This window comes from Arthrobacter sp. Y3223065 (assembly GCF_059090885.1).
The window spans coordinates 368435-394115 of record NZ_JBNHGC010000003.1 but is presented as its reverse complement, the minus strand read 5'-3'; the positions used below and the strand labels follow the sequence as shown (position 1 = coordinate 394115).

Below are 25681 nucleotides of genomic sequence, written 5' to 3'. Positions count from 1 at the left end.
GGGTGAAACGGTTCTTTCAGACCTCCCGGTGCGGTACTTTGATCCCACAGACGCACCAATGTGGCTGTTGTCACAGTTGGGGATGGGGCCGGCGTCGCACGCCGGGGAAATCCAATACCCTGCGGGCCGTACGGCCCGCAGGATAGGCATTCGGCTGCGTCTGCGGGCCGGCCAAAGCGGTCGGGTCCACCGGATGAAAGGCATTTCCTTCTCATGACACAGCAAAGCAGCAGCTTTGTGCACCGGCAGGGATTGCGCTCTGCCGCAGCACTCGCACTGGGGATACCGCTGATCCTCTCCGGGCTTGCCGGCCCGGCCGCGGCCGCACCCGCCGACCTTGCCCGCACCATCATCTCGAATCCTGACGGGCAGCAGGCCGTCTACGAGGACGGCCGCTACATCGTGATGCTTTCCGGCGATCCGCTGGCCACCTATGAGGGCGGCGTGTCCGGCATCGCGGCAACCAAGCCCGCGCCCGGCGAAAAGCTGAACGCAAACAGCGCCAACGCCAAGAAGTACCGGGCACACCTGCAGGAGCAGCAGAACGACGTCGCTGCCTCCGAGGGCGTGAAGATCGGGAAGAGCTTTACGACGGCGGTGAACGGCTTCGCGGCGGAGCTGACCGGGCTGCAGGCAGCCGAGCTGGCCAAGAAGACGGGCGTGGCGGCGGTAGCTCCGGACGAGCAGCACCACCCGGACTACTCCAGCACCGATTTCCTGGACCTGCCCGGCGGCAACGGCGTCTGGGCCGAACAGTATGGCGGCGCACAGAACGCCGGCAAGGGAACCGTGGTCGGCGTGATCGACACCGGCTACTACCCGGACAGCGATTTCCTGGCCGGCGAGGAGGTCAAGCCGCTGAGCGGCAAGGCCAAGGTCGGCGAACCCTACCTGACGCCGGACGGCAGGATCGCCATGCTCAAGGCGGACGGCAGCACGTTCCTGGGCGAATGCCAGCCGGGCCAGGAAGGCTCCGGCTTCGACGGCTCCGAATGCAACTCCAAGGTGCTCAGCGCCCGCTACTACGCCGACGACTTCCTGGCCTACGTCCCGCCGGAAGACAGGCACCCGCAGGAGTCCATCTCCCCGCTGGACATCTCCAGCCATGGCACCCACACCGCCACGACGGCCGCCGGCAACAGCGGCGTGACGCAGACGGTGGACGGCCGCGACTTCGGCACCGGCAACGGCGTGGCTCCGGCCGCCAAAGTCGCCGTCTACAAGATCTGCTGGGAGGACAACGACGCCGCCACCGGCGGCTGCTACACCTCGGCCTCCGTGTCCGCGATCGAGCAGGCCATCCTCGACGGCGTGGACGTGCTGAACTACTCCATCTCCGGCAACAACAACTCGGTGCTGGACCCGGTGTCAGTGGCGTTCCTGAGCGCGGCCGAAGTGGGCATCTTCGTCTCCGCCTCCGCCGGCAACTCGGGCCCGGCCCCCGCCACCGTCAACCACAGCGCGCCCTGGGTGACCACGGTGGCCGCCAGCACGTTCTCCAACGAACTGCAGGGCACCGTTGAACTCTCGGACGGCACCAAATACCGCGGCACGTCCATCATGAACCGCGAGGTTCCGCAGACGGCGCTGATCCTTTCCGCCCAGGCGGGGGCGGCCGGGGCCACCGGGGACGAGGCACGGTTGTGCTACCCCGGCAAGCTCGATCCGGCCAAGGTCGACGGCAAGATCGTCATCTGCGACCGCGGCGTGATCGCCCGCGCGGACAAGTCGGTGGCCGTCGAGCAGGCCGGCGGTGTCGGCATGGTGCTGGTCAACGTGGCGCCCGGGTCGCTCGACCTGGACCTGCATGCCGTCCCCACCGTGCACATCGACGACCCGTCCATCAAGGAGAAGGTTGCGGCAGATCCGTCGCTGACCGCGGCGCTGCGCGACCGTGACACCACGGGACTGCCCCAGAGCCCGGTCCCGCAGGTCGCCGAGTTCTCCTCGCGCGGTCCGTCCACCGCGGCGGACTCGAACCTGTTGAAGCCGGACGTTGCGGCCCCCGGCGTGAACGTGCTCGCCGGCGTTTCCCCGGTGGTTGGCGGCGAGACCAGCGGCTTCATGTCCGGTACCTCGATGGCCGCACCGCACGTGGCCGGCCTCGGCGCGCTGCTGCTGGCCAAGAACCCGAAGTGGTCCCCGGCCACCGTGAAGTCGGCGATGATGACCACCGCCGGCGACCTGGTCACCGAGGACGGTTCGGTGAACGAAGACCGCTTCGCCACCGGCGCCGGCCACGTGGATACCGCGCGCATGGGCGATCCCGGCCTGGCCTACGACGCCGATGTCAGCGACTGGCTGGGCTTCATCCAGGGCACCGGCGTGGACCTGGGCCTGAAGAAGCGGGACACCGTCGAATCCAAGGACGTCAACGTTCCGTCGTTCGCCCTCGGGAAGCTGGCCGGCCAGGTCACCGTGGAGCGCACGCTCACCGCCCTGGAGCCCGGCACCTACACGGCGGACGTGGACCTGCCGGGCGTGAACGTGAAGGTCTCGCCCGCGAAGCTGACCTTCAAGAAGGCCGGCCAGGAACGCACGTTCAAGGTCACCTTCGAGAACGCGGACGCGCCGCTGGATCAGTTCACCATGGGCGAGCTGGTCTGGACCGAAGAGGGCAAGGCCGGCAAGCCCGGCGCCCGGGGCGGCGGGCAGCACGTGGTTGCCTCACCCATCGCCGTCCGGCCGGTCACCGCGGTGGCACCCGCCAGCGTGGCGTTCGCTTCCGACGGCGGTGACGGCACCGGCTCGATCGAGGTCACCTCGGGCACCAACTCGCCGATCGACCTGGCGGTCGAGGGCCTGGCCAAGGCCAACGCCACCCAGGTGGAGAAGGTTCCCGGCCAGCCCGCCGTGATCGGTTCCAACGGCAGCACCGGTTATGCCCCGCAGGCGGTGCCGGCAGGTGCCACGCTGGCGCAGTTCTCCATCACCGCGGCCGACCCGGGGGCAGACTGGGATCTGTACGTCTTCACTCCGGCGGGGACCGTGATCTCTGCGGCCACGGCCTCGGCCAGCGAGTCCCTGGTCATCAACAATCCGGCGCCGGGCACCTACTATGCCATCGCGCACCTGTACAGCAGCCCGGACGGCAAGGCGAGCAAGGGGACCATCGACACGGTGGCGCTGAGCGGTGACGCCGGCAACCTGGCGGTCAGCCCGGATCCGCTGGAGTTGGCCAACGGCGAGACCGGCACGGTAACCGCCACCTGGTCTGGCCTGACCGCCGGCAGCTGGGTTGGCCTGGTGAAGTTCGGCGAGGGCTCCTCCACGGCGGTGACGGTCAACGTCTCCGGCAACGGGGCCGCGGCGCAGGCGCCGGCAAGTGAAGGTGCCGCTGTGATAGTCGACGGCAGCGCCTCGCCGCAGCCCGGGCAGCGCTCGGGTCGCTAACGGCACACGCGGTCCTGGCCGCTGACAACACCTGAACAAGCGGGAGGGTGGCCGGTGGAAACGTCCACCGGCCACCCTCCCGCCGCATCTACCGGCAGTACCGTGCCTCGGCGCTAGTCTGTGGCTGCCCGCGCGGCCTTGATCAGCGCATGCATCGAGGCGTTCAGCTCGCGCAACTGCTCCCGTTCAAGCCCTAGACGCGCCAGCATGGTGCCTGGCACGGCCAGGGCCCCCTCCCGCAGCGCCTCTCCGGCGTCGGTCAGGCCTACGGCCAGCGCCCGCTCGTTGCCTTCCACGCGCTCCCGGGTCACCAGCCCGGCCTGCTCCAGCCGTTTGAGCATGGGGGACAGGGTGGCCGGTTCCTGCTGCAGCGCCTCGGACAGATCCTTGACCATCCGCGGGCTCTGCTCCCACAGCGCCAGCATCACCAGGTACTGCGGATGCGTGAGGCCCAGCTTTTCCAGCACCGGCTTGTAGGAGGCCACCACGCTGCGCGATGCCACCGACAGCGCGAAGCACAGCTGGTGCTCCAGCAGCAGGTCGTCCGTCGTCCCCGCTGTCACTGTCACGGCCATCACTCTCCATTAGTTCTTGCGTTAATTGTTCATGCCCTATTCTGGGGTTGAGCGCCCGCAGAGTCCACCGGGCACCGGAAGAAGGATCACGCACATGGCCGAGAAGAAGTCCCGCGTCAACGCGTTCATGCGGGCGACCGGCAAGTTCCGCATCGTCTTCGGCCCGGCCCAGAAGAGCGGCGTGGACCATCCCATGACCGAGGAGAACAAGGCCCTGCTCAAGCAGCGCGAGGCCGAGGCGTCGCAGTGGGAAACGGTCACGCGGGCGGACGGCAGCACCTACATCGTGCCGAAGAAGCCGGCCTAGCCGCGCTCTGTTCTTGCGTACCGGTCCTCGTTAAACTGATGCCACGGATTCTTCTGAGCAAGAAGGTGATTCAGATGGCTGGAAATGGGCGTTTCATGGACCGCTTTATGCGCGCCACGGAGAAGGCCGCGAAGGTCTGGGGCCCTGCCGATCGGATCGAGTCTGACTCCCCGGTGGTGCACCGGCACGACGCGGCCGAGAAGGCGTCGGAGGAACAACTGGCAGAGATCGAAGTGGAGCGCGGGCCCGGGCACGCCTACGCATACCGCAGGCCGCGCAAGGCCTGACACACGACGAAGGGGCCGTTAGCTAACTGCTGACAGCCCCTTCCCGATTCCTCCCGTACGGCGTCAGCGGCCGGTGCCGCCGTAGACCGTGGCTTCCTCATCGGTGTCCAGGTCGAAGGCCGCGTGCACCGCGCGGACCGCGGTGTCCAGCAGATCGGCGTGCGTGACAATCGAGATGCGGATCTCGGAGGTGGAGATCATGTCCACGTTCACGCCGGCCTTGTGCAGGGCTTCGAAGAACTTGTAGGAGACGCCGGGGTTGGAGCGCATGCCCGCGCCAATCAGCGAGAGCTTCCCGACGTTCTCGTTGTAGAGAATGCCCTCGAAGCCCACCACGTCCTGGGCGGCGTTGAGCGCTTCGAGCGCTTCCTTGCCCTCCACCATGGGCAGCGTGAAGGAAATGTCCGTCTTGCCGGTACCGCGGGTGGAGATGTTCTGCACGATCATGTCGATGTTCGAGTGCGCGCCGGCCACGATGCCAAAGATTTCCGCGGCCTTGCCGGGGATGTCGGGCACGCCCAGGATGGTCACCTTGGCTTCGGAGCGGTCGTGGGCAACGCCGGAGATGATGGGCTGTTCCAAGGGTTCTCCCTCTTGAATCTTGATCTTGTCGTCGGGGTTGGGCAGTACCCAGGTGCCCTCGTTCGTGCTGAAGGACGAGCGCACGTGCAGCTTCACGCCGAAGCGGCGCGCATACTCGACGCAGCGCAGGTGCAGGATCTTGGAGCCGGAGGCCGCCATTTCCAGCATCTCCTCGCTGGAGATGGTATCGATCTTCCGGGCGCTGTGCACCACCCGCGGATCGGCGGTATAGATGCCGTCGACGTCGGTGTAGATTTCGCAGACGTCGGCGCCCAGAGCGGCCGCCAGCGCCACCGCGGTCGTGTCGGAACCGCCGCGGCCAAGCGTGGTGATGTCGTTGCTCTCCCGGCTGATGCCCTGGAAGCCGGCCACGATGGCGATCTCGCCCTTTTCGATGGTCGTCATCACCCGGTGCGGCGACACGTCGATGATGCGTGCCCTGCCGTGGATGGCGTCGGTGACCATGCCGGCCTGGCTGCCGGTGAAGGACTGGGCCTTGGAGCCGAACTCCTGGATGGCCATGGCCAGCAGCGACATGGAGATGCGTTCGCCGGCGGACAGCAGCATGTCCATTTCGCGGGCGCTGCTGTTGGAGGAGACTTGGTCGGCCAGGTCAAGCAGTTCGTCGGTGGTATCTCCCATGGCAGACACGACGACGACAACTTGGTTGCCGGCGGCCTGGGTGTCGACGACGCGTTGTGCCACGCGTTTGATCCCCTCCGCGTCCGATACTGAGGAACCGCCAAACTTCTGCACTATCAGGCTCATGTGTTCTCTAAACAACTCCTGGGTTGGGGCCCGGACCGCGGCCGCTCGGGGCGCGCCGCCGGGCTCATGGATTGCTGCCGCGGGTCCCGGCTGCGCACCGCGCGGCAACCGCCATTCTAGCGCCGCAGTGGGTGCGGCGGAGAATGCGGGCGGGCAGTATGACTGGTCAGGGTAATAACGACGACGGTGCCGGGCGGGTGTCAGGTGAGGGCGCGGCGGCCCTCGAACGCGCGGCCCAGGGTAACCTCGTCCGCGTACTCGAGGTCGCCTCCGACCGGCAGGCCGGACGCCAGGCGGCTGACGGGGATGCCGATGGTCTTGAGCATCCGGCCCAGATAGGTCGCCGTCGCCTCGCCTTCCAGGTTCGGGTCGGTGGCGATGATGATTTCCTCGATCTGCCCGTCCGAGAGGCGGCTGAGCAGCTCACGGATGCGCAGTTGCTCCGGGCCGACGCCGCCGATTGGATTGATGGCACCGCCGAGCACGTGGTAGCGGCCCTTGAAGGAACGGGTCCGCTCGATTGCGATGACGTCCTTGGACTCTTCCACCACGCAGATAGCCGTCGGATCCCGGCGGGGGTCGCGGCAAATGTTGCAGGTGTCCTGTTCGGAGACGTTCCCGCAGATGGAGCAGAACTTCACCCGCTCCTTGACGTGGGTCACGGCGTCAACGAGCCGCTTCATGTCGGCCGGATCGGACTCCAGAATGTGGAACGCGATTCGCTGGGCGGACTTCGGGCCGATTCCAGGCAAGCGGCCGAGCTCGTCGATCAGCTCCTGGACAGCACCTTCGTACACTGAACCTTCAATCTCCGCGGGCGGTTAGGAACCGTCGAGGCTTCGTTCTTCGATCAGGCGTCCGCCGAGGAGCCTTTCAATGGCAGCGCGGCCCACCAGTCCGGAATCTTCGATGGCCTCGTCGTCTTCGCTCGGGATGTCCTCGACGTATTTCAAGTTTAGGTCACGGGCTGCCGGGGACGGCGCCGCGGCGGCCGATGTCGCCTGCGTGGCCTTCGCCTGGTCCAGCAACTGCTGGTAGCGGCTGCGTTTTTGCCCGGCCATGTGCCGGTCCGGCGTCGTCTCCCATTCCTCGGCAGGCGGTTCGTCGTTGGCGTACGGGATGTCGTCGTACGGAGACGGCTGCGCCGGGGCGGAGGGGGCGGACGTGCTTGGTTGCGCCGACAGGGGGCCGGTGGCCTGGCTGTTTGGTTGGACGGCGGCCGCGGGCACCGCTGCTGGAGCTGCAGGAGCTGCGGGGGCGGGGAAGCCGGCCAGCGCCGGGCCGGAGTGGTTCGAGGCCGATGGCGCACCGGCCGCCACGGGGACAGCGGTTGGAGCCCCCGGGGCCGCCATCCGCTCGGCCAATTTTGCAAACACCGGCTTTTCCCCGGGCAGGGCCGGCGGTCGCTGGCCATTGCCGGAGGCACTGTTCGGTGATTCGGCAGACGGCGCTGACGCGGCGGTGGCTGCGGACATGCCGCTTGAGGCTGATGCCCCTGACGCGGCGGTGGCTGCGGACATGCCGCTTGAGGCTGATGCCCCTGACGCGGCGGTGGTCGCGGACGTACCACTGGGGGCTGAAGCCGCCGTGGGAGCCGACAAGCTTGAGCCCGCGGACATGCCGCTGGGGGCTGAAGCGGCCGTGGCCGCCGACATCCCGCTTGCTGCTGAAAGGCCCGTAGGCGCGGAGACCCCGCTGGGCGCAGACGGATTGGAAACAGCCGAAGCAGGGGACACGCCCGATCCCCCCGACAATGCAGAACTACCCGAGAAGCCGGACGCGGAGACGGCCGGAGCGGCCGGGGCGGCCGGGGCAGCCGGCATCGCCGGTCCAGCCGAAGGCGCAGAAGGCACAGAAGGCACAGAAGGCACAGAAGGCACAGAAGGCGCATAGCCCGGGCTGGCCGTGGAGCCGGTCATCCCGGCAGCGGCAGGTGCAGGCTGCTGATGGATGGCTTGCCCAACCGGTTCCGAAACCGGCGCGGGCGCACCTACCGTAGCGGTGTTGGCGGACCAACCTCCGTCTGCCGGCTGCGGCCGGCTAGTAGGTACTTTTGGGTTTGACTCACCCGCTGTCACCGACGCGTCTTCGACGGTTTGGATCTGCAGGTCAATCCCGAGCACTTGCTGGATGGCCTGGCGCACGTTGTCCGCGTGGTCACCATTGTTGAAGTTGGTGGCAGAACCTTGGTTCTTGAAACCGAGCGTCAGCGCCGTGCCGTCGAGGCTGAGCGGCGAGGCATTGGTGCTGACGTTCATCCACGTCACCTTGCGGATGCCGCTGAGCGTGTTCAGGATCTCCGGCCAGGCGCGGCGGATCATTTCGATCTGCCCGGAGGCCTGCGGGCCGGTTTGGCTCTGGCGCGGAGCCTGCGCCGGTGGCGCGGCCTGTTCGGGGCGCGCCGGAGACTGCTGGGCCGGCGCCTGGGCCTGTGGTGCAACCGGTTCGGGCCGTGCCGGTGGCTGCTGCTGGGCCGGGGCCTGCGCCCGTGGTGTGACTGGTTCCGGTCGCGCCGGAGCCTGCGGTGCTTCCTGTGTCTGCCGCTGCGTTCCGGGCTGCTGCGCCGGGGACTGGCCCTGTGCCTGCGGCCGCTGGTCGGATGCTGCTGCCGGCGCTGCCGTGGTCCGGGTAGATTGAGCCTGCTGGCCCGATGCAGGAGCCTGGCTTCCAGCCGGCTGAGCGGGTCGCCGGGCTTCGGGCGCCGGAGCCAGCTCCGGCATGGCGCCCCAGCTGCCACCCCAGTCGGCCGAGCTTTCGCCCGAGGAGCCGCCAGCAGCTTCCTGCGGACCGGCCGCGTCGGACGTGACCTGCACGCCGGCGTCCTGCCTGCCGCCGTCCCGCGGGTTTCCGAACACCGACGACGGGACGGTCGGACGGTTGGAATCGGCGTCAGCTGCCGGAGCGGAAGGCGCCTGGGCGGAAGATGCTTGGGCCGCGGAGCCGGCCGCGGCGCCAGCCGCATCCGGAGATCCGGAGGTTCCGGCCGCCGCAGGTGCCGTACCCCCGGAGCCAGCGGGAGCTCCGCCGTCGTGCTGTTGGGCAGGCTGGCCTGCGGGCTGGGAGTTGTTGGCGGAGGGAGCAGCGGTACCCTGCTGGTCTTCCCGGGGCCAGTCGGTGGTGCTCACCCGCGGGGGAGTGAGGCGCTCGGCGTCCGGGCGGGCGGGCTCGGCCTTCTGGGCGTTGGATCCCCGGAGCGCGGCGCGCGCAGCCTCGGGCCCGGAGAGCGGGGGCTCCGTGGCGGCATGCACGGCGGGCGCCTGCCCTTGGCCAACTGCCGGGGAGGGAACCGGGGCCCCGCCGTAGCTGAGCCGGCGCTCGATCCGGTCCACCCGTGCCGCGACGCCCTGCTCGCCCTGGTCGGCGGCAGGCAGCAGGATTCGTGCGCACAGCAGTTCAAGGTGCAGGCGGGGGGAGGTCGCGCCCGTCATCTCGGTCAGCGCCTGGTTGGTGATGTCCGCGGCCCGGGAGAGTTCGGACGCGCCCAGCTGGTTGGCCTGGGTCTGCATCCGGGCGATCTGGTCCTCCGGGACGCCGCGCAGGATCGCGTGGGCGCTTTCCGGCATGGCGCGCACGATGATCAGGTCGCGGAAGCGCTCGAGCAGGTCCTCGACGAAGCGGCGCGGATCGTGGCCCGTCTGTACCACGCGGTCCACGGCGCTGAACACGGTGGAGGCGTCACCCGCGGCGAAGGCGTCGACGACGTCGTCCAGCAGGGAGGCGTGGGTGTAGCCGAGCAGGGAAACGGCCAGTTCGTAGTCCAGCCCGTCCGGTCCGGCGCCGGCCATCAGCTGGTCCAGCACGGAGAGCGAGTCGCGGACCGAGCCGCCGCCGGCCCGGATCACCAGCGAGAGGACGCCCGGGGCCACCGGAACGTTCTCCTGCCGGCACAGCAGTTCCAGGTACTGCATCAGCGGTTCCGGCGGGACCAGCCGGAAAGGATAGTGGTGCGTCCGGGAGCGGATGGTGCCGATGACCTTGTCCGGCTCCGTGGTGGCGAAGATGAACTTGATGTGTTCCGGCGGCTCTTCGACGATCTTGAGCAGGGCGTTAAAGCCGGCCGACGTGACCATGTGGGCCTCGTCGATGATGAAGATCTTGTAGCGGTCGCGCACCGGGGCGAAAGTGGCCCGCTCGCGCAGGTCGCGGGCGTCGTCCACGCCGCCGTGGGACGCGGCGTCGATCTCGATGACGTCAAGGCTGCCGGGTCCGCCGCGGCCGAGTTCAACGCAGGAGTCGCAGGTGCCGCAGGGGGTGGGCGTGGGACCCTCGGCGCAGTTCAGGCAGCGGGCCAGGATGCGGGCCGAGGTGGTCTTGCCGCAGCCGCGCGGGCCGGAGAACAGGTACGCGTGATTGACGCGGTTCTTCTGCAGCGCCGCCATCAGCGGGTGGGTTACGTGTTCCTGCCCGATAACGTCCGCGAAAGTGTCCGGGCGGTAGCGACGGTAAAGGGCTGTACTCACGATCAAACCCTATCGGTTGAAACTGGGCCCGTGCACGCCGAAGCGGCCGGGCTGGGGATAGGCGGCATGGGGGTAAGTAAAGACCCCTCATGCACCTGACAGAGCCCGCTTACCCTTGCTACCTTCCGGTCCTGGGGGAGTTCACAGGATGACACCGCATGAGGGGCCGACGAACAGTCTACCCGACTTCAGGCGGCGGCCCGAAATCACCGCCGGGGCTCGTCGGGGAGCCGACGGCGGTGTTGGGGGCGGCGTCGGGAGCATCCCACCAGCGCAGCACGCGGGAGCATCGCAGCGTGGCCCAACGGCCGATGTCCTCGGCCGTCCAGCGGAACCACATCCGCCCCGGATACGGGCGGTACCCGCCCCAGTTGCCGGGGCTGCGCCGTCCGTGGGCCACTACTTTGATGGCGGGCGTCATCCGGTCATCGTGCGGGCAGCCCTCGGCCCGGAAGTACTCCAGGCCGCGCAGGATGTCGTAGTGCCACTGCGGCGGGAACCGGAACTGGGACAGCGAAGGATGCGCCACGGCCCCGGTCCGGTGTGACCGGTAGAGCGAGTGCATCAGCAGGAATTCGCGGCCGCGGGCCTCGGCAACGTCGACCCTGATCGAGCCGCCGCTGTGGCGGTAGGCCGCCAGCGCCTCCAACGTGCTGATGGTGGTGTGGAACGAGGCGTGCTTGGCCCGTGAGCTGTGGGCCTCGCAGTTCCAGCCGCCGTCGTCCAGTTCCTCGGCCAGCAACCAGGACACTGCCTTGTCGATCCGCGGATCGCCGTCGAGCCGCCGGCCCAACTCGGCGCCGACCAGCACGGCCATGGCAGTGATGCAGTTCTCGGCCCGGTCCTGATGCCTGCCGAAGGTCAGCCCGCCGTCGAAGTACTCTGCCCCGTCCAGCAGCCTACGGCAGCCGGCCACGGCCTGCGGGTGCCCCGGTGGCAGCCCGAGCCAGTGCAGCAACAGCAAGGTGAACATGGTGGAGGTCCACTTGGGGTTGTAGAGGCCGCCGCCCCAACTGCCGTCCGGGTCTTGGGCCTGCAGCAGCAGCGCGCCCCAGCCGGAGCCGGCGATTTGGCTCTGCGCTTCCGCCACTTCGCCTTCCGGCGCGTCACAGAGATCGCGCAGGGTCTGGAACCGGATTGACGCATCCCCGGCCAGCAGCCAGTCCAAGATGTGTGCCGGTGGCACGCTGCCTGCCGCTGACTCTGTACCGGTGGCCATGTTGTTCAGTCCCCTTGGAAAAGGGCCTGCCCCCAGCCCTTCACCTCACCCATGGCGTAAGTTTGCCACTGCCGGTCGCAGCCTTCCAGAGCTAAAGGGCGGAGGTGCCCGCCCGGTCTCGGATTCAACTTTTGAGCCCGTCCCGGAGCGGACGGCGGATGTCTCCGGAGAGCTTTGATCGCCCAGCCTCGGCCCCTGGAGTCCTGCTACCGAGGTCCTTGGACTCCCGCGCCCCAGATTCCTGGGCTCCGGTGCACCAGCCGCTTGGAGGCCTCGGCCCCCGGGAGGCTCGCGCCCCGGCTCCCTGGACTTCCGTGCCCCAGCCCCTTGGATTCCCATGCCTAGCCCCTTGGCAGCGCGCGACCGAGCTCCCCGGACTCCCGCGCCGCAGCCCCGTGGACTCCCGAGCTCCAGCTCCTTGAACTCCTGTGTCTCAGCCCCTCGGCTCCCGCCCGATTCGGCACATAGGGCCGCTTTCGGGTACTCTGGTATCTGCTCTTGTGAGCAAACATCTGGAGGATTCGCCTAGCGGCCTATGGCGCACGCCTGGAACGCGTGTTGGGTTCACGCCCTCGGGGGTTCAAATCCCCCATCCTCCGCCAGCAAGAAAGCGGCTCTGACTAGAGAAGATCTAGGCAGGGCCGCTTTCGTTTTGCCTCGCAAGCAACGACCTCTGCAATTGCGAGAGGAAAGCAGCTGACCCAGCCTGTCCAGAGCACCGGCTGCATAGTCGACGTGACGTGCGAATAGATGTTCATGGTCGTGAGGCGGTTGCGTCACGTTGCACGCCGCGTTCAGTCGGCAGTGCCTACTATTTCCCTCAGTGCACGCACGTGCCCGTCGAAGGCGTTCCGCCCGACTGGGGTGAGAGTCACCCAAGTCAGGCGGCGGGCATCCTTGCGCGCCGCCGATGCGGCCTTGGTCAGGCTGACGTATCTGGCCTCGACGAGGGTCTTCAGGTGCTTCGAGAGGGTGGCGTCCGAGACGTCCAGCGTGTCACGCAGCACAGCAAAGTCCATCTGCTCCACAGGCCGCAGCACTCCACAAATCCGTAACCGTACCGGCGCGTGGATGACGTCATCGAACCGGGCCCTAATCACGACGCAGCTGATCCAGGGCCGAGCGGTAGACAATTCCTGCGAGCCAAGTAACCAGGCCGAAGGCGGACAGGCTAGCCAGCGCCACGGCCCAGCCGGCGCCCAAGGAAACCAGACCGAGTGAGACCGAGAACAGGGTTAGGCAAACCAAGAGGACCGCGATCCCAGCCATTACGGCGCGTGGGCCCATCTTGCGGAATCGGATTCCGGTTTCGCGGCGGATCAGGTGAACAATCACTAGAACGGCGACCAGCCCCAACCAGCCGGAAGCCGGGGGTTCGTAGTTCTCCCCGGGGGTGGCTGTCGCGGCTCCTGCCACCCACCAGGCCGCCACGCCCCCGAGTGCGGCCAGCAGTGTTTTGGGAACCTGCACGCCGTCGGCCAGTGCCTGACGGTCGGAAGCCAAGTAGCGGAGGCTGGCGGCGGCCTCCTCGACCGACGGGCGCCCGTCGAAGTTATTTTCCATAACGGAAAGTCTACAGAATGACTTTCCGCTCCGGCAAGGATGCGCGGCAGTGGATGAGTGCACGGATGGAGCAAGCGCCGGAGCCGTGCGATGCGTTGGGGTGGCTACATCAGTCAGCTTTTGTCCATGTTTAGGCCTAACTGTCCACGTTTTGGAGAACGACAGGCCCCTGACCTGCGGGTTTATTCGATGGCCGTTCTAAACGTGGACAGTTGCGTCCCGTGAGTCGCGCCGTCAGTCCTGCTGCCGGAGCCGGGCGAGGCGGCGGCGCGCGGCGGACTCGCTCGGCCCGGTCTTGCTCAGGCCCAGCCGGACGACGCCGAGCACCAGCCAGGTGGCGGGCTTGATCAGGACCCGCAGCGGCAGCGGAGTGCTTGGCCGCAGCCCCAGTAGTCGGCGGTGATCCTCGGGCAGGGTTTCGACGGCGGCGGCGAACAGGACGCTGTAGCCCAGCCGTTGGGAGCGGGGCAAGGGTGGATGGCGGACGAACCCTACTGTTTCCTGCATGGCGGCCGAGGCGGTGAGTTCCGGCCGGTAACTGTCCAGCTGACCGCGCAGTTCGGCGAAGGTGCGGGGCGGGTCAGCAATCTGCATGAGTTCGCCGGCCTTGGCCCATTCGGCGACGTAACGGTCGGGACCGCCGGGCAACCGCCTGCCGTACGTGAGATAGGAAGTCACAAAAGCATCGGTAAAGGTCAGGTGCACCCAGCGCAGCAGATGCGGATCATTCGCGTAGTACGGCCGTTGCTCGCCGACCGAGTCAGTGTACGTGCCGCGGACACGTTCGTGCAGTTGCAGCACCAAGTCGCAGGCAGACCTGGCCGCGGCAGTGTCGCCGTAGGTCACGGTGAAGATCCACCGGATGGTGTTGGCCAGCCGGGCTAGCGGAGCAGCACGGTACGCGGAGAAATCATCAACACCGGCCAACGCCCCAGGGTGTAGCGTCTGTGTGAGCAGCGAGCGGATGCCCGCCACCAGGGTGGTCATCGAGCGGTGGACCGTCCAGACCGCGGAATCCGGCGCGAAGTAGCCCGCATCGTCGCCGTTCTCCAGGTCCAGCTCCCACTGCGGGATCGTGTCGCTCTGGCCGGAAAATGTGCCGCGCAGTTCGTCGCGCCAGCGGGTCAGGATGTTCGCCACACAGCCCATTATGGGCGAGCGGGAACGGCCGCGCACGGGGTGAGCAGAGCCTGCACCACGAAGAATGGTGTGTGCGACGTCGAACGTCGCACACACCATCGGGGCAAGCAGCCCGGATGCGCGGAAGCTCGGGGGTCCGGAGCCTTGGAGGCGCGGAAGCCCCGCAGCCGGAGACCCGGACCCGGAAGCCCGAGCCCTCCCGGAGAGAAGACTCGCAGCACCGAAGCCCCGGAGCCAGGGAAACCCGGACCCCCGGCGAGGTTGCCCGCTTACTTCTTGGCGAGCAGCTCCGGGTAGAACTTCTCGGTCACGTCCGGGTGGGCGCGCAGCCGGCCCTTGAGCATGTTGGCGCCGAAGCTGGAGAGCATCGGGTTGGTCGGGTCGTCGGTGCGGCCGCGGGAGCTGGCCTTGAGCTCGTCGGGCAGCGGGACCGGGTCGATCACGGCATCCAGGCGCGGCGACCAGAAGAACGGCACGGAGTAGCGGTCCACGCCGGGCGGCGGAGCCTGCACGCGGTGGACGGTGGCGGTGATGTAGCCGTCGGTGGCCACCTCCAGCATTTCGCCCAGGTTCACCACCAGGGCACCCTCGATCGGCTCGACCGGCAGCCACTCGTCTGACTCCGGCGGCCGCACTTCCAGCCCGCCGACCATGTCCTGCAGCAGCAGGGTGACGAAGCCGTAGTCGGCGTGCACGCCCACGCCCTGGTCGCCGGCCTCCTCCACCACGCCGCCCACGTAGTGGACCAGCTTGCCCATCCAGTGCGGGGTGCCGGCGAACGGCTCGTCGAAGTAGTCTTCCGGCAGGCCCAGCCCGACGCCGATGGCCGAGAGCAGGTCATGGCCCACCGTGGACATCAGCTCGGCCCAAGCCATGGCCTTCTCGCGCAGGTCCGGCTGAACGGCATCCGGCCACTGGTTCGGGCCGCGGAGCAGCCAGTACTTCTGGTCCTCGGGGTAGTCGGCGACCGGCTCGCTCTCGGGCGAGTAGTCCAGCTGCTCGCGGGCGTCGGCGCGGCCCTGCGTCCGCTCGGTGCCCATGCGGGTGTAGCCGCGGAAATGCGGGGAGTTTCGGTTGTCCAGCTTCAGCCGCTCTTCCAGCGGCAGCTCGAAGAAGCGCTTGATCGCGTCGAAGAGCTCCGCCACCTGGCCCTCGGCCGCGCCGTAGCCGGTGATCTGGAAGAACCCGACGCGGTGCGCGGCGTCGCGCAGCTGGTCGATGAAGTCCGGGTTGAAGCTGCCGTCCGCCAACCGGGCGGTGCTCATGTCGAGTACTGGAATGCTCCCCTGAAGTGCGTTCATGGTAGGCAGACTAGCACCGGGCTCAGAGTCAATTGTTACGGACGTTACGTTTTGCTGCAGCCGCGAAGTTTTGCTTGACTCGCGAGGGAAATGGGCGTGGAATGCGCCCCGTATTTCGCCGTGTTACGCCCCTACAGCGTCTGCGCGATCGCCGCCCAGGTCCGCAGGAACGCCGCGCCGGCCTCCTCATGCACGGCCTTCGGGAAGCCCAAGTGCGCCGCGGTCAGCACCGGGTACGGCTTCTGCGGGACCCCGTCGTCGGGGCGGACATCCACGTGCAGCACCGCATGCCCGTTGTGGTGCAGCAGGTCGGACATCGCGTAGTCGGTGCGCGAATCGCCCATCGTCCGCCAGGCGTGCGGCACCACACCGTCCGCGGCCAGCATTTCCAACGCCCGCTCGGCGCCCAGGTCCTTGCCCAGCTGCACCGATTCGATGTCGGTGGCGATGATGTTCGGGTCCACCCGGTAGTCAATCCGGTCGTCGCTGTCCGGCAGGTGCTGGTCCAGGCGGGTGGCACCCATGCCGAACCGGCCCATCAGAGCCAGGACCTCGGCGTCGAACTTTTCCTGCACCCGGCGGTACTCCCGGTTTTCCGTTCCCACCACCTGCTCCACGGAGACCATGGCCCGCTTGGTTTCGTCGAAGAACATGTGGCTGGAGTAGCCGGAGTTGACCAGCTTGCGCACCTCGGCGGCGAACTCCTGCGGTGGGGCCAGCGAATGGTCCACATGGATGGTGCCCGGGCCGGCCGCGGTGAAGCTGAACCAGACGGCGCCCTTTTCGCACACCGCATAGCAGCGCACCCCCGGCGGCATCCCGACGGCCAGCATCGGCTCCATCACCTGCTCCCGGATGAACTGGTCCGACCGTCCGGTGTTGAACACGATCGGCCAGCCGCGTTTGGCCATCACCAGCAGCGAGTGGATGATGCCGGAAGGCACCGTGCGCGTCACCGGCGAGGAAACCGGGCCGTCGACGTCCAGCAGCAAGCCGATGGGCGGCTGGCCCGGGCGGGCAGGGAGACCGGCTGTGAGGCTCATGGTCCCAGTATGACGGGGCGGCACGGCGGTTTGCATCCCACCAGTTTTTCCCAAGCCCGCCCGGCAAGAATGAGTGCCTACAGGCATGGGGATGGGAAGCGGTAAAGCAATGACGACGCTCTATGGGGATAGCGCGGTCGTGCCGGGGCCGGACAGCAGCGCGAGCCTGCCGTCCGGCCTTTCGCGCCGTGTTTTTGGGGTACTTGTTGGAGCCGGCGTCGCCGGCGTGGCGGCGGGCGCAGGCCTGCTCTCGGCCAGCCACCTGCGGGCGGGCAGCCTGGGTCCGGGAGGCGTGGAAACGTCCTTCGGGAGGGTGAAGCTGGTGTCCGCGGAGCGCCAGCATCGGTTGGCGTACGACGGCGGTGTTCCCGCCACGGGCGCGGAGTCCTCCGAGGCGGGGCGGCGGGCAGCGGACGGCGCCGCTGCAGGTCGGGGCACTGACCCGGCTGGATCCGGGCACGCCGGTCACGGCCCCATCGTGGCGGCGGCGCCGCAGCCGGCGAACATGACGTGGGGTGACCACCTGCTGGTGGAGCTGGAGGTGCAGAACGCTTCGGAGGGCGAGGTGCTGTTCGCCCCCGGACAGCTGCGGCTGAGGGTCGGCGACGGCGGTCCGACGGTGACCAACCGGGACTCGGGGGACGCCGTGGCGCTGCCGCCCGTCAGCGCCGAACGCTTCTGGATCAGCTTCCTGGTGCCGGCGGACGCGCAGAGCTTCTCCGCGGAGTTCACGGATCCGTGGCTGCACTCGGCGCCGTTGCAGCTTGACCTGCCGCGCGTGGCGCCCAGGCCCGGGTGGCTGGACGAGGGCGGCCATCATGACTGAGCACGTGCCGGAGCCGTACCGCGGCGCCTTGGGTCAGGACAGCGCGGGCCAAGACAGCGTGGGCCGGGACAGCGTGGGCCAGGACAGTGCGGGGAAAGCCCACGTCGGGCGCTGGGATTTCCTAAAGTACGGGGCGGCAGTCGGACTCGGCGCGCTTGCCCTCGGCGGGACGGGCAGCGCCGCCGCGGCACAGGCAGCGGCCGCTGTGCCAGTGGCAGGGGTGCGGCCCGCCCGAACCCGGCGCTCCGCCGTCGTGCCCATCCCTGGCGTGCTGGACCTGTACATCAACGAGGGCTACCTGAAGATGGTGGACGACTCGCTGGTCTACCACCGCGGTTTCGGCGACCGGCCCACCGGACTGCGGGACGCCTCGCCGAGCCTGGCCGTGACGCCCAAGGTGTTCACCGCCGACGGGCGGCTGGTGGAGTCGCGGAGCTATCCGCTGGGGGCGGCGCTGCCGCCGCGCGGCACCCCGCAGCCGTACGGCCCGGACCCGGCGAACCCCGGGCAGTACTTCATCCGCCGCAACTACTGGGCCAGCTACTTCCCCGCACGCACCATCATCGCCGAGGTCGGTTCGACGCTGCGCTTCCGCGTGCACAACCGGCTGGCCAAGGACCATGAGTTTGTCCTGCACGACGTCGGACCAGACCACGCGGACGTCCGGACCGGTCCGATTGCGCCCGGCGAGAGCGCACTGCTGGAGCTGCCCTGCCCGCCGCCCGGATCGTACATCTACAGCGATCCGACCAACGCGCCGGTCGAGCGGACCCTCGGGCTCTTCGGCGCGCTCGTGGTGATGGATCCCGTGCACCAGTGGGACATCACGCCCGGCAGGGCCAGCTTCGAACGGCAGTGGGTGTGGATCTGCCACGCGGTGGAGTCGAACTGGGCTGCCATCGAGGCCGCCGGCGGCACCGTTGACCCGCTGCAGACCAAGGCGGTGCCGCGGTACTTCACGCTCAACGGGCGCAGCGGCTACGAGTCGCTGGCGATGACCCGGAACGAGGCGCTCAACCTGGCCAGCGACGAGGAAACCTTGGTCTCCGGATATCCGCGACAGCTCGATGTGCGCCAGTTTGGCGAAGGCACCACCGCCGGCACCCTCCGCGGCGGCCAGTTGGTGCGGCTGATCAACCCCGGAATCGTGTACCACCAGATCCACTTCCACGGGAACCACCTGTGGACCGTGCGGCGGAACAACTACCACTGGCCGCGGCGCGACGGGTACGTGGACAAGCACGGCCACGTGGTGCTGCAGCAGTGGGAGGACGTGGTGGAGCTGCAACCGATGGACCGGAAGGACTGCATCATGCCGGTCAAGCGGCCGCCGGATGCCCTCGATCCGGTGTGGTTCGCCCGGACCACCGACTGGGAGTACCCGATGCACTGCCACGCGGAGCCCTCGCAAACCGCCGCGGGCGGGATGTATCCGGGCGGGCTGGTGGCGCACTGGAACCTGAAGGCACCGATTCCCGGGGAGGGATGATGAGCAACCTGAGAGTCCCCTTGCGCTCCGATAACCAAGCCGCGAAACGGGCCGAAGAGCAGCGCAAGCGGGCCGAGTCCGAGCGGAAGCAGGAGGAAGCTGCCCGTCGGCGCGAGGAGGACCGGAAGAAGCGGGAAGCCGAACAACGGAACAAGAAGACGGCGGACAACCGCAAGGGCGGTGGCAGGTCCACACCCAGCGCGACGCCGAAACCGAAACCGACCGCGGCGCCGAAACCGAAAGGGACCGCGACGCCGAAGCCGACCGCTTCCCCAAGGCCCACCGCGAACCCGAAGCCGTCGCCGACGCCCCGTCCCACGGCGACGGCGGCGCCCACGGTTGAACCGACCACCTCGCCCACTGACAATCCCACCGCCGCACCGACGCCGAAGCCCACGAACGAGCCAACGGAGGCACCGACGTCGTCCCCCACCGCGGAACCGACCCAGCCCACCGGACCGACGCCGAGCCCGCGTCCCACCAGCGACGACGACCGCCCGCGCCACCGCTTCCGGAGCCAGGTGGACTTCAGCTCCGACCAGTTGGATCTGGACCGCCCGGTCACCGAGTTCCGGCAGACGCCGCATTCGTCTGTTTACCTGGAGGTCTTCAACCGGGACTTGCGGTTCGACGACGGCGCGCAGTTCGAGATGTGGAGCTTTGACTCGTGGGAGTCGGGCCGCGGCTTTCCCGGCCCGTTGATCCGGCCGTTGGAAGGGCAGATCTTCCACGCCACCGTACATCCCTCGATGGGGCCGCACACTATCCACTGGCACGGGCTGGAACCTGACCCGCGCAACGACGGCGTCGGCCACACCTCATTCGAGATCGGCGGCACGTACACGTACCAGTGGGCGCCGGAACCGGGCCGGCCCGGAGATCCCAACTACGGCGCGGCCGGCACCTACTTCTACCACTGCCACGTCAACACCGTGCTGCACGCGCAGATGGGGATGTTCGGCCCCGTGATCGTGGATCCGGTGGTGCACCCCGACTACCCGGTGACGCCGGGAGCGCGGCGGGCGTTCGTGGACGGGCCGGAGTACGACATCGACACCGAGTCCATGCTGATTCCGTACTCGGTGGATCCGCGCTGGCACGAAATGCACCACGCCGCCGGGCTGTCCGGGGAGGACGTGGGGTTGAATCGGTACGAGCCCAAGCACTTCTACCTGATGGGCGGGGAGCTGATCCGCCGGCGCTCCGGCGACAACCGGGTCTGGAGCCTGTCGGCGCTGCGGGCGAACGTGGCCGGCGGAGAGAAGAAGCCAACGCTGCTGCGCATCCTGAACGCCAACTACCTTCCCAACCGCATGTACTTTACGGCCGTGGACGGGAAGCCCATGCGGATGGCCGAGCTGGTCGCCCACGACGGCCGGCCGTTCCGTGACACCTCCGTACCGGGTGCGCCGTCACCGACCTGCCGGGAGGCCGGATACCCGCTCATGACCGACGTGCTGGCCTTCGGCGCGGCCGAGCGGTACGACGTGATGCTGCATCCGCCAGGGCCGGGGGAGTACCGGCTGCGGGTCGAGTGGGAGGACTGGATCACCGGCGAGACCGTGGGCGTCCGCGAAGTGCCCATCACCGCGGCCTGACCGGCGGGAGGTGGCCAGACACCGCGGCCTCCCATGCGGTAGGCGCCAGGCACCGCGGCCTGCCGGGCCGGAAGCGTCAGACACCCCAACACGTGCGCCCCGCGGACAGTAACCTTTTGGCTACGGGTCCGCGGCACGCTGGGGCGCACGTTTCCTTCGTGGGCCGACTTCCTTAGGCTGGGTTCGTGATCTTCAAAGCCGTGGGCGACAGCCGCCCCTACCCCGAACATGGCCACGTCAGCCCCAAGGATTGGGCCGAGGTGCCGCCGCGCCAAGTGCGCCTGGACGAGCTGATCACCACCAAGTCAACGCTTAACCTCGATGCCCTGCTGGCCGAGGACTCCACGTTCTTCGGGGACCTGTTCCCGCACGTGGTGCAGTGGCAGGGGAACCTTTATCTGGAAGACGGGCTGCACCGCGCGGTCCGCACGGCGCTCCACCAGAGGGCCGTGCTGCATGCCAGGGTCCTGGTGGTCGATGACTGAAACCAGCGTTCCGCCGCCACCCCGACGCAAGCCCAAGCAGATACTGAGCTGGCAGGGCCAGCGCGTCATCACCGAAGAGGATCTTGACCGCGTCTTCGTCGACGACGGCAATGTGGAGAAGCCGCACATTTACCACCGGCGGATCCTGCACGGAGTGGTGTTGGTGCTGCTGGTCGGCCTGGTCATCGCCGCGGTGCTCGCGGCCCTCGCCGTCGCCCGCGGCGATCTGAAGGTCCCCGGCTGGGGTCCGCCGCCGCCCCCGGAACCGGTCACCTGCCCGACCGGCACCTACGACTACCCGGACAACGGTTCGTTCCGGCTTAACGTCTACAACGGCACGCAGCTGGAGGGCCTGGGCAGCAAGGTGGCCGCCGCGTTGTCCGACCGCGGCTACGACATCGGCTCCGTCGGCAACAAGACCTTGAGCATCTACGGGATGAGCGCCGTGGTCGTGTCGGGCAAGGCCGGCGAAGCCAACGCCTTCAATCTGCAGCGGAACATCCCTGACTCGGAATACGTGGCCGACGACCGCACCGACGACAGCGTCGACGTGGTGGTCGGCGCCGGCTACAAGGAACTCGTGCCGGCCAACCGGGTGGACCAGACACCGGGGACGCTGAGCTGCCCGCGGCTGTCGCCCACCCCCAGCGAACCGGCGGAGGAATAGCGCTTCCAGTACGACGGCGGTGCCTCGCGTTGGCGCCCGCCGCACCGCCGCGAGGGGTCGTTTAGGCGCCGACGGCGCCGGCGGCACCCTTCCGGCGGCCGTGCGCGAAGTAGTAGAGCACGGTGGTCAGCACCATCACCACGGCCAGCAGGGCGTACATGCCCGGGTAGTCGAGAACCGGAACCAGCGTGCCCAGGATGATGGGTCCGAGCCCGGAGCCGACGTCGAGCATCAGGAAGAAGGTGGAGGTGGCCGTGCCGATGCGGATGGACGGCGACACCTTCACCGCAATCGCCTGCGCGCCGGACATGACGGTGCCGAAGCCGATGCCGCTGAAGACCGCCGAGCCGATGATGGTCAGGGGGGTGGGGTCCGGGATCAGCAGCGCCAACCCCAGCACGAAGGAAATCAGGGTGGGGTACATGACGCTGTTGTCGCCGCGGCGGTCCTGGATCCGGCCGGCGAACAGGCGGGAGACCAGCACCGCCCCGGCGTAGACCAGGAAGAAGACGCTGGCCGCGGCGGTGGAGCCCCGCGACTCCGCGTAGGAGGTCAGGAAGATCAGGATGCCGGAGTAGGAGGCCCCGGCCAGCAGGATGATGCAGGAGATGGGCAGGGCGGCCGTCTCGAAAATATCGCTCAGGCTCATCCGGAACCGGCCGGACCGCCTCGCCGCGGGCAGCTCCGGCACCCGCAGGAACAGGGCCACCACCAGGGCAACCACGGAGGAGGCGGCGCAGAAGTAGAACATGACGTCGTAGTTGCCCAGCCCCGCCAGCAGCACGCCCACGAACGGGCCCACCGCCGTCGAGAGCGTGGTGGACAGGCCAAAGTACCCGGTTCCCTCGCCGCGCCGGGTGTGGGGGATGAGGGTCTGGGCCGAGGCCGCCACCGCGGTGGTGCCCGCACCGAAGGCCATGCCGTGCACGATGCGGAGCACCAGCAGCCAGGCCAGTGAACCGGTGGGAATGTACAGCAGCGAGGCGGCCACGAACACCGCCATGGTCACCAGGATCATCTTCCGGCGGCCCACCACGTCCAGCAACCGGCCCGCGAAGATCCGCGCGATGACCGAACCGAGCACGAACGCGCTGGACGTGAAACCGGCGGCGGTGTCGGAGGCCTGGAACCGGTCCACGGCGTAGAGCGCCATGGTGGTCATCAGCATGTAGAAGACCAGGGAGATGAACAGGTTGACGACGATGGCCAGAATAAAGTTCTTGGTCCACAGCCTCGTCGGTTGCTGATCCATCCCGCTATCAGTCCTCTCTAAATCGGGCCGAAGCCTCAGCCAGCCATTGCCAGTACATGCACCTGCACACGCGGAGGAACCGCAGGTGCGCAGCCAAGGGTGCTTCGCCGCGGTCGTCCAGGGGACGGCGGTCGCCACAGTTAAGGGAAGCGGACCATCGCGGGACGTCGTGTGCCGCCAGGCGATGCAAAAGGGTCCGTGGCAGAATCCTCGGCGACGAGGTGCCAAGCCTTTTCACTCTACTGCGGGTCCCTGTTTCACGCCGGTGGGCAGCGATATGAGCTTCGACACGGGGAACTCTGGGCATTGGCCCCCGCGAACCCTTCAACAACCCATCGCTTCGGGAGTAGCATGTCCGCCAGCGCCGCCAGGGGACCAGCGGCGTAGGGAGGCCCGGTCAGACAACGGATCAGTCAACAGACCCGGGCCCGGTCGGTCAACGGACCTCGGTGGCGGTCGGGGAGCAGGCGATGGGCGAGGCCACTGCGCAGACGCAAACGGCGGAACTGATGGTCGACCTGATCATCTCCCTGGACGGGTACGCCTCGGCCGAGGGCTGGCCCGGCTGGTGGGGGCTGGAGGGCCCGGAGTACCTGGCCTGGCTCGAGCAGGAGGGGGAGAAGGACTATACCTTCCTCATGGGCGCGAACACCTACCGGCTGATGTCCGGCATGTCCGAGGAGGCCGCGGCCGGGGGATCGGAATTCTCCGAGGAGGAGGGCGCCAGCCTGATCGGCCTGGCCGCCGTGCCCAAGGTCGTCTTCTCCTCCACCCTGCCGGCACCGCTGACCTGGCCGAACTCGGAACTGGTCACCGGGGACGCCGTCGAGGCCGTGGCGGAGATGAAACGGACCGTAACCGGACCGCTCAGCACCCTCGGCAGCCTCAGCCTGTGCCGATCCCTGCTGACCGCTGGCCTCGTGGACAGGTTCCGGCTGGTCGTCTTCCCGGTCATCACGGGCCGCACCGGCCGGGAGCGGATCTACGACGGCTACCCGGACGTCTCGCTCGAGATGGTGGACAGCAGGATCTTCGACGGCCGGCTCCAGCTGCTCGAGTATGTTCCTACTGTGCTCGACGGCCCGCCCGGCAACCCTCCGTCGTAGTACAACAGAAAACCGGCGGGCCGCTCCGGGAAGCAGCCCGCCGGTTCCGGTCGGTCAGGTCAGTTGCAGCCGTCCGGGCCGCACACGGCGCCGTCGTCGGTCTTCGACTGCGGCAGCACGGTCAACGGGCTGCGCTCGTTCCACGCCTGCCGGATCGCCTGCGCGAACGCTTCGGCCGGCTGCGCCCCGGAGATCCCGTACTTGCGGTCCAGCACGAAGAACGGCACCCCGTTCACGCCGAGCGCGCGGGCCTCGGCGATGTCGGCGCGGACCTCCGCGGCAAAGCGGTCGCCCGCCAGCGTTTCGCGCATCTCCGCTTCGGGAAGGCCCAGTTCGACGCCGATGCCCACCAGGTACTCGGCGTCGCCAATGTCTTTGCCCTGCTCGAAATGGCCGGACAGCAGGGCTTCCTTGGCCCGGTCCATCACCCCGTGCTCCTTGGCCAGGTGCAGGAAGCGGTGGGCGGTGAAGCTGTTGGCCACCACCACGGAGTCGAAGTCGTAGTTCAGGCCCTCGCCGGCGGCCTGCGCCGTGACGTGGCCGAACATCTGCTTGACCTGGTCCTGGGGCATGCCCTTGATCCGGGACAAGTACTCGGTCTCGGTGCCGTCATAGTGCTCCGGCAGCGTGGGGTCCAGCTGGTAGCTGCGCCATTCGACGTCGACCTGGTCCTTGTGTTCGAAGCCCTCCAGGGCCGTCTCGAAGCGGCGCTTGCCGATGAAGCACCAGGGGCAGGCAATGTCGGACCAGATCTCAATCTTCATGGACACGTCAACAAAGAGTGCGGGCCGCCTATTCCGCGCGATCCGGCTCGCGGCTGATCCCGAAAACGAAAGGAGGGGACGCCCCTTCGGCTGAGGCCGGACGGGGGATAAAGTGTGCTCACCGGCGAGTGCCTGCTCGCCGGCCCAAATACCTGCCCGCCGACTCGAAAACCCTCATCGACCCTGGATCAGGAGGGCGACATGGCATCTGACGCACCAGGCGGCACCGGCCACGTTGTGCTGCTCGGCGATTCGGTGTTCGACAACGCGGCCTATGTTGCCGGGGGTCCCGACGTCGTGACGCAGCTTCGGGGGCTGCTGCCGCGCGGGTGGCAGGCCACGCTCCTGGCTCTCGACGGCGCCGTCATCAGCGGGGTCGCCGGGCAGCTCCGCTCCCTCCCGCGGGACGCCACGCACCTGGTAATCAGCGTCGGCGGGAACGACGCCCTGGGATTCGCCTACCTGCTCAACGAACCGGCCGTGTGGGCGGCCGAGGCCTTGGCCATGTTCGCCGATGCCCAGGATAAGTTCGGCGCCGGCTATGCCGCGATGCTCGATGCGGTGGCGGCAACGGGGCTGCCGACGGCAGCCTGCACCATCTACGACACCCCGCCCTCAGGCCCCGACCAGCGGATCATCAGGGCGGCCGCCGCCCTGTTCAACGACCACATCACCCGGGCCGTCTTCTCCCGGGGGCTGGCGCTGGTGGACCTGAGGCTCATCTGTCCCGAAGACGACGATTACGCAAATCCGATTGAGCCCTCCGTCCAGGGCGGCCGCAAGATCGCGCACGCCATCAGCGCCTACCTGTTCCCCGAGCAGGCCGCCCCTCGCTCCCTGGTCATCGGGGCCTGAG

22 protein-coding genes, 1 tRNA gene and 1 other RNA gene are annotated in these 25681 nt (G+C 68.3%); 11 read left to right on the top strand and 13 right to left on the bottom strand.

The genetic code is table 11. The annotated features are described in order from the left end of the window. Nucleotides 1–213 precede the first annotated feature (213 nt). The gene (locus AC5RUK_RS10400) at nt 214–3393 is read left to right on the top strand and encodes a S8 family peptidase (protein ID WP_494152134.1); all 3180 of its coding nucleotides are present in this window, start codon (nt 214–216) and stop codon (nt 3391–3393) included. 113 nt (nt 3394–3506) lie between these two features. Here the strand turns inward: AC5RUK_RS10400 and AC5RUK_RS10395 are convergent, their stop codons facing one another. Then, entirely contained in the window at nt 3507–3968 is a 462-nt protein-coding gene (locus AC5RUK_RS10395; protein WP_494152133.1) for a MarR family winged helix-turn-helix transcriptional regulator, read from the bottom strand. 94 nt (nt 3969–4062) lie between these two features. Here AC5RUK_RS10395 and AC5RUK_RS10390 point away from each other — a divergent pair, with 94 nt between their 5' ends. Continuing rightward, complete coding sequence (locus AC5RUK_RS10390; protein ID WP_493988593.1) at nt 4063–4275, top strand: hypothetical protein; 213 nt, start codon at nt 4063–4065, stop codon at nt 4273–4275. A gap of 74 nt (nt 4276–4349) precedes the next feature. Then, nucleotides 4350–4562: a hypothetical protein gene (locus AC5RUK_RS10385; RefSeq protein WP_494111121.1), complete on the top strand. Its 213-nt coding sequence runs from the start codon at nt 4350–4352 to the stop codon at nt 4560–4562. A 63-nt stretch (nt 4563–4625) separates the two neighbouring features. Here the strand turns inward: AC5RUK_RS10385 and AC5RUK_RS10380 are convergent, their stop codons facing one another. The 5 genes from AC5RUK_RS10380 to AC5RUK_RS10360 all read right to left on the bottom strand — a co-directional run bounded on the left by AC5RUK_RS10380 (nt 4626) and on the right by AC5RUK_RS10360 (nt 11591). Continuing rightward, nucleotides 4626–5912: an aspartate kinase gene (locus tag AC5RUK_RS10380; protein ID WP_493988595.1), complete on the bottom strand. Its 1287-nt coding sequence runs from the start codon at nt 5910–5912 to the stop codon at nt 4626–4628. 200 nt (nt 5913–6112) lie between these two features. After that, nucleotides 6113–6709 carry a recombination mediator RecR gene (gene recR, locus AC5RUK_RS10375; protein ID WP_493988596.1) on the bottom strand — a complete coding sequence of 199 codons (597 nt, stop codon included), beginning with the start codon at nt 6707–6709 and terminating at the stop codon, nt 6113–6115. 24 nt (nt 6710–6733) lie between these two features. Beyond that, nucleotides 6734–10372, bottom strand: a complete 3639-nt coding sequence (locus tag AC5RUK_RS10370) for a DNA polymerase III subunit gamma and tau (RefSeq protein ID WP_494152132.1) — start codon at nt 10370–10372, stop codon at nt 6734–6736. A 75-nt stretch (nt 10373–10447) separates the two neighbouring features. After that, nucleotides 10448–10543, bottom strand: an RNA gene (gene ffs / locus AC5RUK_RS10365) — signal recognition particle sRNA small type. A gap of 7 nt (nt 10544–10550) precedes the next feature. After that, a complete protein-coding gene (locus tag AC5RUK_RS10360; protein WP_494152131.1) occupies nt 10551–11591 on the bottom strand; it encodes a hypothetical protein in 1041 nt (346 codons plus the stop codon). Between the two features lie 514 nt (nt 11592–12105). On the opposite strand from AC5RUK_RS10360, the gene AC5RUK_RS10355 reads away from it, so the two are divergent. Beyond that, nucleotides 12106–12193: transfer RNA gene (locus tag AC5RUK_RS10355), tRNA-Ser, on the top strand. 192 nt (nt 12194–12385) lie between these two features. Here AC5RUK_RS10355 and AC5RUK_RS10350 read toward each other — a convergent pair. The 5 genes from AC5RUK_RS10350 to AC5RUK_RS10330 form a co-directional block, all read right to left on the bottom strand. After that, a complete protein-coding gene (locus AC5RUK_RS10350; RefSeq protein ID WP_493988599.1) occupies nt 12386–12691 on the bottom strand; it encodes a transcriptional regulator in 306 nt (101 codons plus the stop codon). Beyond that, nucleotides 12684–13154 carry a hypothetical protein gene (locus tag AC5RUK_RS10345; RefSeq protein ID WP_494152130.1) on the bottom strand — a complete coding sequence of 157 codons (471 nt, stop codon included), beginning with the start codon at nt 13152–13154 and terminating at the stop codon, nt 12684–12686. The genes AC5RUK_RS10350 and AC5RUK_RS10345 overlap by 8 nt, the downstream gene beginning before the upstream one ends. A gap of 234 nt (nt 13155–13388) precedes the next feature. Continuing rightward, on the bottom strand, nt 13389–14303 hold the full coding sequence (locus AC5RUK_RS10340; protein WP_494152275.1) for an oxygenase MpaB family protein: 915 nt from the start codon (nt 14301–14303) through the stop codon (nt 13389–13391). 260 nt (nt 14304–14563) lie between these two features. Beyond that, nucleotides 14564–15595 carry an isopenicillin N synthase family dioxygenase gene (locus tag AC5RUK_RS10335; protein ID WP_494106866.1) on the bottom strand — a complete coding sequence of 344 codons (1032 nt, stop codon included), beginning with the start codon at nt 15593–15595 and terminating at the stop codon, nt 14564–14566. Nucleotides 15596–15726: 131 nt separating this feature from the next. After that, nucleotides 15727–16638 (bottom strand): hypothetical protein, encoded by a 912-nt coding sequence (locus AC5RUK_RS10330; protein WP_494152129.1) that lies wholly within the window; start codon nt 16636–16638, stop codon nt 15727–15729. A gap of 109 nt (nt 16639–16747) precedes the next feature. Here AC5RUK_RS10330 and AC5RUK_RS10325 point away from each other — a divergent pair, with 109 nt between their 5' ends. The 5 genes from AC5RUK_RS10325 (at nt 16748) to AC5RUK_RS10305 (ending at nt 21703) form a co-directional block, all read left to right on the top strand. Further along, nucleotides 16748–17464 carry a hypothetical protein gene (locus AC5RUK_RS10325; RefSeq protein WP_494152128.1) on the top strand — a complete coding sequence of 239 codons (717 nt, stop codon included), beginning with the start codon at nt 16748–16750 and terminating at the stop codon, nt 17462–17464. After that, nucleotides 17457–18953 carry a cupredoxin domain-containing protein gene (locus tag AC5RUK_RS10320; protein ID WP_494152127.1) on the top strand — a complete coding sequence of 499 codons (1497 nt, stop codon included), beginning with the start codon at nt 17457–17459 and terminating at the stop codon, nt 18951–18953. Before AC5RUK_RS10325 ends, AC5RUK_RS10320 begins: the two co-directional genes overlap by 8 nt. Continuing rightward, entirely contained in the window at nt 18953–20551 is a 1599-nt protein-coding gene (locus AC5RUK_RS10315) for a multicopper oxidase domain-containing protein (protein ID WP_494152126.1), read from the top strand. The genes AC5RUK_RS10320 and AC5RUK_RS10315 overlap by 1 nt, the downstream gene beginning before the upstream one ends. Nucleotides 20552–20736: 185 nt before the next feature. Then, on the top strand, nt 20737–21036 hold the full coding sequence (locus AC5RUK_RS10310; protein WP_493977152.1) for a type II toxin-antitoxin system VapB family antitoxin: 300 nt from the start codon (nt 20737–20739) through the stop codon (nt 21034–21036). Next, nucleotides 21029–21703, top strand: a complete 675-nt coding sequence (locus AC5RUK_RS10305) for a LytR C-terminal domain-containing protein (protein ID WP_494152125.1) — start codon at nt 21029–21031, stop codon at nt 21701–21703. The genes AC5RUK_RS10310 and AC5RUK_RS10305 overlap by 8 nt, the downstream gene beginning before the upstream one ends. Nucleotides 21704–21764: 61 nt before the next feature. Here the strand turns inward: AC5RUK_RS10305 and AC5RUK_RS10300 are convergent, their stop codons facing one another. After that, nucleotides 21765–22955: an MFS transporter gene (locus AC5RUK_RS10300; RefSeq protein ID WP_494152124.1), complete on the bottom strand. Its 1191-nt coding sequence runs from the start codon at nt 22953–22955 to the stop codon at nt 21765–21767. A gap of 470 nt (nt 22956–23425) precedes the next feature. Between AC5RUK_RS10300 and AC5RUK_RS10295 the strand changes: the two genes are divergently transcribed. Beyond that, a complete protein-coding gene (locus AC5RUK_RS10295; protein WP_494152123.1) occupies nt 23426–24061 on the top strand; it encodes a dihydrofolate reductase family protein in 636 nt (211 codons plus the stop codon). A gap of 59 nt (nt 24062–24120) precedes the next feature. Here AC5RUK_RS10295 and AC5RUK_RS10290 read toward each other — a convergent pair whose 3' ends face one another. Further along, complete coding sequence (locus AC5RUK_RS10290) at nt 24121–24825, bottom strand: DsbA family oxidoreductase (protein ID WP_494152274.1); 705 nt, start codon at nt 24823–24825, stop codon at nt 24121–24123. Nucleotides 24826–25026: 201 nt separating this feature from the next. Here AC5RUK_RS10290 and AC5RUK_RS10285 point away from each other — a divergent pair, with 201 nt between their 5' ends. Then, the gene (locus tag AC5RUK_RS10285) at nt 25027–25680 is read left to right on the top strand and encodes a GDSL-type esterase/lipase family protein (protein WP_494152122.1); all 654 of its coding nucleotides are present in this window, start codon (nt 25027–25029) and stop codon (nt 25678–25680) included. Nucleotide 25681 lies beyond the last annotated feature (1 nt).

What these genes read in the sequence shown, in the direction of transcription:
- AC5RUK_RS10300 (WP_494152124.1), bottom strand. Translation starts at nt 22,955, where the DNA reads ATGGATCAGCAACCGACGAGGCTGTGGACCAAGAACTTTATTCTGGCC.
- AC5RUK_RS10330 (WP_494152129.1), bottom strand. Translation starts at nt 16,638, where the DNA reads ATGAGCCTCACAGCCGGTCTCCCTGCCCGCCCGGGCCAGCCGCCCATC.
- AC5RUK_RS10320 (WP_494152127.1), top strand. Translation starts at nt 17,457, where the DNA reads ATGACTGAGCACGTGCCGGAGCCGTACCGCGGCGCCTTGGGTCAGGAC.
- AC5RUK_RS10380 (WP_493988595.1), bottom strand. Translation starts at nt 5,912, where the DNA reads ATGAGCCTGATAGTGCAGAAGTTTGGCGGTTCCTCAGTATCGGACGCG.
- AC5RUK_RS10390 (WP_493988593.1), top strand. Translation starts at nt 4,063, where the DNA reads ATGGCCGAGAAGAAGTCCCGCGTCAACGCGTTCATGCGGGCGACCGGC.
- AC5RUK_RS10345 (WP_494152130.1), bottom strand. Translation starts at nt 13,154, where the DNA reads ATGGAAAATAACTTCGACGGGCGCCCGTCGGTCGAGGAGGCCGCCGCC.
- AC5RUK_RS10295 (WP_494152123.1), top strand. Translation starts at nt 23,426, where the DNA reads ATGGGCGAGGCCACTGCGCAGACGCAAACGGCGGAACTGATGGTCGAC.
- AC5RUK_RS10340 (WP_494152275.1), bottom strand. Translation starts at nt 14,303, where the DNA reads ATGGGCTGTGTGGCGAACATCCTGACCCGCTGGCGCGACGAACTGCGC.
- AC5RUK_RS10385 (WP_494111121.1), top strand. Translation starts at nt 4,350, where the DNA reads ATGGCTGGAAATGGGCGTTTCATGGACCGCTTTATGCGCGCCACGGAG.
- AC5RUK_RS10305 (WP_494152125.1), top strand. Translation starts at nt 21,029, where the DNA reads ATGACTGAAACCAGCGTTCCGCCGCCACCCCGACGCAAGCCCAAGCAG.
- AC5RUK_RS10395 (WP_494152133.1), bottom strand. Translation starts at nt 3,968, where the DNA reads ATGGCCGTGACAGTGACAGCGGGGACGACGGACGACCTGCTGCTGGAG.
- AC5RUK_RS10335 (WP_494106866.1), bottom strand. Translation starts at nt 15,595, where the DNA reads ATGAACGCACTTCAGGGGAGCATTCCAGTACTCGACATGAGCACCGCC.
- AC5RUK_RS10400 (WP_494152134.1), top strand. Translation starts at nt 214, where the DNA reads ATGACACAGCAAAGCAGCAGCTTTGTGCACCGGCAGGGATTGCGCTCT.
- AC5RUK_RS10315 (WP_494152126.1), top strand. Translation starts at nt 18,953, where the DNA reads ATGAGCAACCTGAGAGTCCCCTTGCGCTCCGATAACCAAGCCGCGAAA.
- AC5RUK_RS10360 (WP_494152131.1), bottom strand. Translation starts at nt 11,591, where the DNA reads ATGGCCACCGGTACAGAGTCAGCGGCAGGCAGCGTGCCACCGGCACAC.
- AC5RUK_RS10290 (WP_494152274.1), bottom strand. Translation starts at nt 24,825, where the DNA reads ATGAAGATTGAGATCTGGTCCGACATTGCCTGCCCCTGGTGCTTCATC.
- AC5RUK_RS10285 (WP_494152122.1), top strand. Translation starts at nt 25,027, where the DNA reads ATGGCATCTGACGCACCAGGCGGCACCGGCCACGTTGTGCTGCTCGGC.
- AC5RUK_RS10325 (WP_494152128.1), top strand. Translation starts at nt 16,748, where the DNA reads ATGACGACGCTCTATGGGGATAGCGCGGTCGTGCCGGGGCCGGACAGC.